The sequence below is a fragment of the Bradyrhizobium sp. P2_E8 genome (assembly GCF_056403875.1).
Genome location: NZ_JBFUES010000718.1, coordinates 1 through 4,072 on the forward strand (window position 1 = coordinate 1; position 4,072 = coordinate 4,072).

4 protein-coding genes are annotated in these 4,072 nt (G+C 66.9%); 3 read left to right on the forward strand and 1 reads right to left on the reverse strand.

Annotated features, from left to right (window positions below):
• Positions 1-1,287, forward strand: a 1,287-nt coding sequence (hemN, locus tag AC1D00_RS30270; RefSeq protein ID WP_477013191.1) for an oxygen-independent coproporphyrinogen III oxidase, incomplete at its 5' end; no start/stop codon positions are given.
• A gap of 192 nt (positions 1,288-1,479) precedes the next feature.
• Positions 1,480-1,677 carry a DUF1858 domain-containing protein gene (locus AC1D00_RS30275; protein ID WP_092187054.1) on the forward strand — a complete coding sequence of 66 codons (198 nt, stop codon included), beginning with the start codon at positions 1,480-1,482 and terminating at the stop codon, positions 1,675-1,677.
• A gap of 335 nt (positions 1,678-2,012) precedes the next feature.
• On the opposite strand, the gene AC1D00_RS30280 is transcribed toward AC1D00_RS30275, so the two are convergent.
• Positions 2,013-2,723, reverse strand: a complete 711-nt coding sequence (locus AC1D00_RS30280) for a Crp/Fnr family transcriptional regulator (protein ID WP_477013192.1) — start codon at positions 2,721-2,723, stop codon at positions 2,013-2,015.
• Positions 2,724-2,852: 129 nt separating this feature from the next.
• Between AC1D00_RS30280 and AC1D00_RS30285 the strand changes: the two genes are divergently transcribed.
• Positions 2,853-4,064: an NnrS family protein gene (locus AC1D00_RS30285; RefSeq protein WP_477013193.1), complete on the forward strand. Its 1,212-nt coding sequence runs from the start codon at positions 2,853-2,855 to the stop codon at positions 4,062-4,064.
• Positions 4,065-4,072 lie beyond the last annotated feature (8 nt).

Sequence of the window (4,072 nt, forward strand, 5' to 3'; positions counted from 1 at the left end):
GCGCCGCACTTCTCGCCCGTCATCGGCGCCGACACCTACGCCCGGTGGCTGGCCGAACTTCCCGCAAGCGCCAGCGCGTCGCTCTATCTGCACGTGCCGTTCTGCCGCGAGATGTGCTGGTATTGCGGCTGCCATACCCAGATCGTCCGGCGTGACGAACTGATCGCGGCCTATCAGCGGACGCTGCGCAGCGAGATCGCGCAGGTCGCCGAGACTATCGGCCGCCGCATCAAGGTCGAGCATATCCATTTCGGCGGCGGCACGCCGACGATCATGGCGCCCGAGGCTTTCGCCGAGTTGATGGCGGCGATGCGCCAGGCGTTCTTCGTGCTGCCTTCGGCCGAGATCGCGGTCGAGATCGATCCCCGCACGCTGACCGCCGACATGGTCGAGGCCATGCGGCTGTCCGGCGTCAATCGTGCCAGTCTCGGGGTGCAGAGTTTCGATCCCATCGTACAGCGTGCGATCAACCGCGTTCAGAGCTTCGAGCAGACGGCTGATGTCGTCGACATGCTCCGGCGTGCCGGCATCGCGGGAATCAATTTCGACCTGATCTACGGGCTGCCGCATCAGACCGTCGCCTCGTGCCTGGACACGGTGCGGCGCAGCCTCTCGCTCGCGCCCGACCGCTTCTCGGTGTTCGGATACGCTCACGTGCCTGATTTCAAGAAGCACCAGCGCATGATCAGCCAGGGCGCGCTGCCCGACGGCCCGGCGCGTCACGACCAGGCTTGTGCGATCGCGAATGCGCTGAAGGAGGCCGGCTACGTGCAGATCGGGCTCGATCATTTCGCCCGACCCAGCGATTCCATGGCCGCGGCCTTCGAGGAGCGGACGCTGCGGCGCAATTTCCAGGGCTATACCACCGACAAAGGCGAAGTCCTGCTCGGTTTCGGCGCGAGCGCCATCGGGCATCTGCCGCAGGGCTACGTCCAGAACGAGGTGCAGATCAGCGCCTATGCGCAGAGCGTCAGTGTCGGCCGCCTCGCCACCGCGAAGGGCTATGGGCTCACCGGCGATGACCGGCTGCGCGCCGACATCATCGAGCGCATCATGTGCGAGTTCGGCGCCGATCTCGGCGACATCTGCGCGCGCCATGGCGCAGAGGCCGAGACGATGCTCAAATCGGCGTCGCGTCTGAAGCCGCTGATCTCGGACGGCGTCGTGAGGCTGGACGGCGACCGGCTCGCGGTCGCCTCCGACTCGCGCTTCCTGGTCCGCAGCGTCGCCGCCGCGTTCGACGCGCATCTGGACCCGGGCAAGCAGCTGCACAGCCGGGCGGTGTAACTGCGTCATTCCGGGGCGCGCCTCTTGGCGCGAACCCGGAATCCATTTCACCGCACAGGTTGCTGCCCGATAGATTCCGGGTTCGCGCTACGCGCGCCCCGGAATGACGAGTTGGTGACCTTGCGCCAGCTTGCGCTCCAACAAAGAAACCGCCGCCCGCTCCGCTATCGTCGTTTCGGAACGGAGTTGTCCATGCCCTTTCGATCCGACGATCTGGTCGATGACATCATGCGTACGGCGCCGCACACGATCCGCGTGTTTCTCGCCTTCAGGATGGCCTGTGTCGGCTGTCCGATCGCAACCTTCCACACGGTGGACGACGCCTGCCGCGAGCATGGCATCGATCGCGAAAAATTCCTCGCCGCGCTGTGCGACTGCGTGCCGGCGTGAGACGGTCTGGAATTCGCGCGGGCCGCGTGCGGATTCCCGGGTGAGGGAGCGCTCTCGCCGTAAGCGGGAGCGTCCCTCGCCCCTATCTTCGGGGGCAGGGTTGTCGCAAAGGCTTTGGGTAGGCCTGAGCGCGCGCCTCGTCCTTCGAGACGACCGCTTCGCGGTCTCCTCRGGATGAGGCTAAKCGGCWTCGGTGCCYGTTGAWACTGCTGCCGCRCACKCCGTCCTCATCCYGAGGAGCCCGCCYAAAGCGGGCGTCTCGAAGGATGGGCTGCGAGGAAAATGCTTTCACATGTGATAGCCCGACGATCTCAGGAAACGTCCTGGCTCAGCTCTCACGCCGCGCCGCTGTCGGGGCTGCGCTCCGCCAGCACGACGATCCCATGCGGATCGCGCAGGATGATGCGCTGGCGGCCGCTCTCGACGAGGCCTTGGCTCTCCCAGGCGCTCAGGATGCGGCTCACGGTGTGCAGCGTGGTGCCGGTCATCTGCGCGATGTCCTGGCGGCTGATCGGGAAGTCGATCGCGATGCCGTGGTCGAGCTTCTTGCCGGATTGCTTGGCGAGGCGCAGCAGCGCATGCGCGACGCGCTGCTCGACCTGCTGGGTCGACATTTCCAGGATGCGGGTGTGGCTCTCCTGGAGCCGCGTGCCGACGGTCTGGAGCGTGTTGGCGGCCAGCGCCGGAAACCGCTCGACCAGCCGCGGCCAGGCCGAATTCGGCCAGATCAGCACCACGCTGTCGTCGACGGCCATCGCAGTCGCCGGGTAGCGCGCGGCTCCGATCGCCATCGCGAGCCCGAACGTCTCGCCGGGCGCGACATAGCGCACCACGATCTGCTCGCCGGTCGGCGTGGTCTTGGCCGCGCGGACATGGCCGTGCAGCAGCAGGAAGAAGGACTGCGCGTCTGCGCCCTGCTCGAAGATGGCGCTGTTCTTGGGATAGCGCGCCGAGCGGGCCTCGCGCAGGATCTCATCCAGGGCTTCCGGCGTGACGCCGGCAAACAGCGGCAAATGCGCAACCAGCGATGTGTCGACCTTGGCCATTCTGCCTCCTTGGCGCTCGGGAGTGTGATGGCACCTGCAATCGTCCTGGTGTTTGCGATAGCGCAAAACCGGCCGGTCGGGACGGCAGTATTTTTCCAGGCAGCGATCTGAATATACAGGAGTTGCCCCATGGCTGGCGCCCGATCCCGCAATTTTGCGGGCTGGCCGCTGTTCGCGAACAGCTTTCGGCCCTTTTTCCTGCTCGCGGCCGTCCAGGCAGGGCTGTCGATCCTGGCCTGGCTGCCGATGTTCTACGGCGAATTGTCGGTGACATCGGCCTTCGCGCCGCGCGACTGGCACGTCCACGAGATGCTCTATGGCTTCCTGCCGGCTGTGATCACCGGCTTCCTGTTCACGGCGATCCCGAACTGGACCGGGCGCCTGCCGATCCAGGGCACCTCGCTGGGCGCGTTGCTGGTGGTGTGGCTGGCCGGCCGCGTGGCGGTGACGCTGTCCGCCGAGGTCGGCTGGGCGTTCGCGCTTGTCGTCGATGCKGCGTTCCTGGCGCTGGTCGTCGCCGCCGCGACGCGCGAGATCATCGCGGGCGGCAATTGGCGCAATTTGCCCGTGGTGGTCCTGGTGCTCTTGCTGCTCGCCGGCAATGTCGGCTTTCATCTCGAAGCGCATCACGCGGGCGCTGCCGATGTCAGCATCCGCGTCGGCATCGGCGTGGTCGTGCTGTTGATCGCGCTGATCGGCGGCCGCATCATCCCGAGCTTCACCCGCAACTGGCTGGTCAAGTTCAATCCCGGTCGCCTGCCGGTGCCGTTCGGCCGCTTCGATGGAGTGGTGATCGGATTGAGCGCGTTGGCGCTGATCTCGTGGATCGTGGCGCCGTTGAACGTGATCACCGGTGCCGTGATGGCGCTCGTTGGCGTGCTGCATCTGGTGCGGCTTGCGCGCTGGGCCGGCGACCGCACCTCGCGCGAACGGCTGCTCCTGATCCTGCATGTCGGTTATGTCTTCGTGCCGCTCGGCTTCCTCCTGCATGCCCTGGCCGTGTTCGGCGCGTTGCCGCCGAGTGCGGGGATTCATGCCTGGATGGCAGGCGCGGCCGGAACCATGACACTCGCGGTGATGACCCGCGCGAGCCTCGGCCACACCGGACAGGCGCTGACGGCCTCGCCGGCGACGCAAGGTATCTATGTCGCGATCGTCGCCGCGGCGCTGGCGCGGGTTGCTGCCGTGGCGTGGCCTGCGCATGGCGATGCGCTGCTGCACGTTGCCGCCTGCGGCTGGGTCGTCGCCTTCCTCGGCTTTGCGATTGCGTTCGGCCCGCTGCTCGCCGGCAGCAATCGGCGCGCACTTGCCATCATGGGCGTGCCCGCTCCGGCACGATAGAGTCAGGC

Excerpts from the sequence above, each read along its gene's own strand:
- AC1D00_RS30275 (WP_092187054.1), top strand. The coding sequence starts at position 1,480 with ATGCCCTTTCGATCCGACGATCTGGTCGATGACATCATGCGTACGGCG.
- AC1D00_RS30280 (WP_477013192.1), bottom strand. The coding sequence starts at position 2,723 with ATGGCCAAGGTCGACACATCGCTGGTTGCGCATTTGCCGCTGTTTGCC.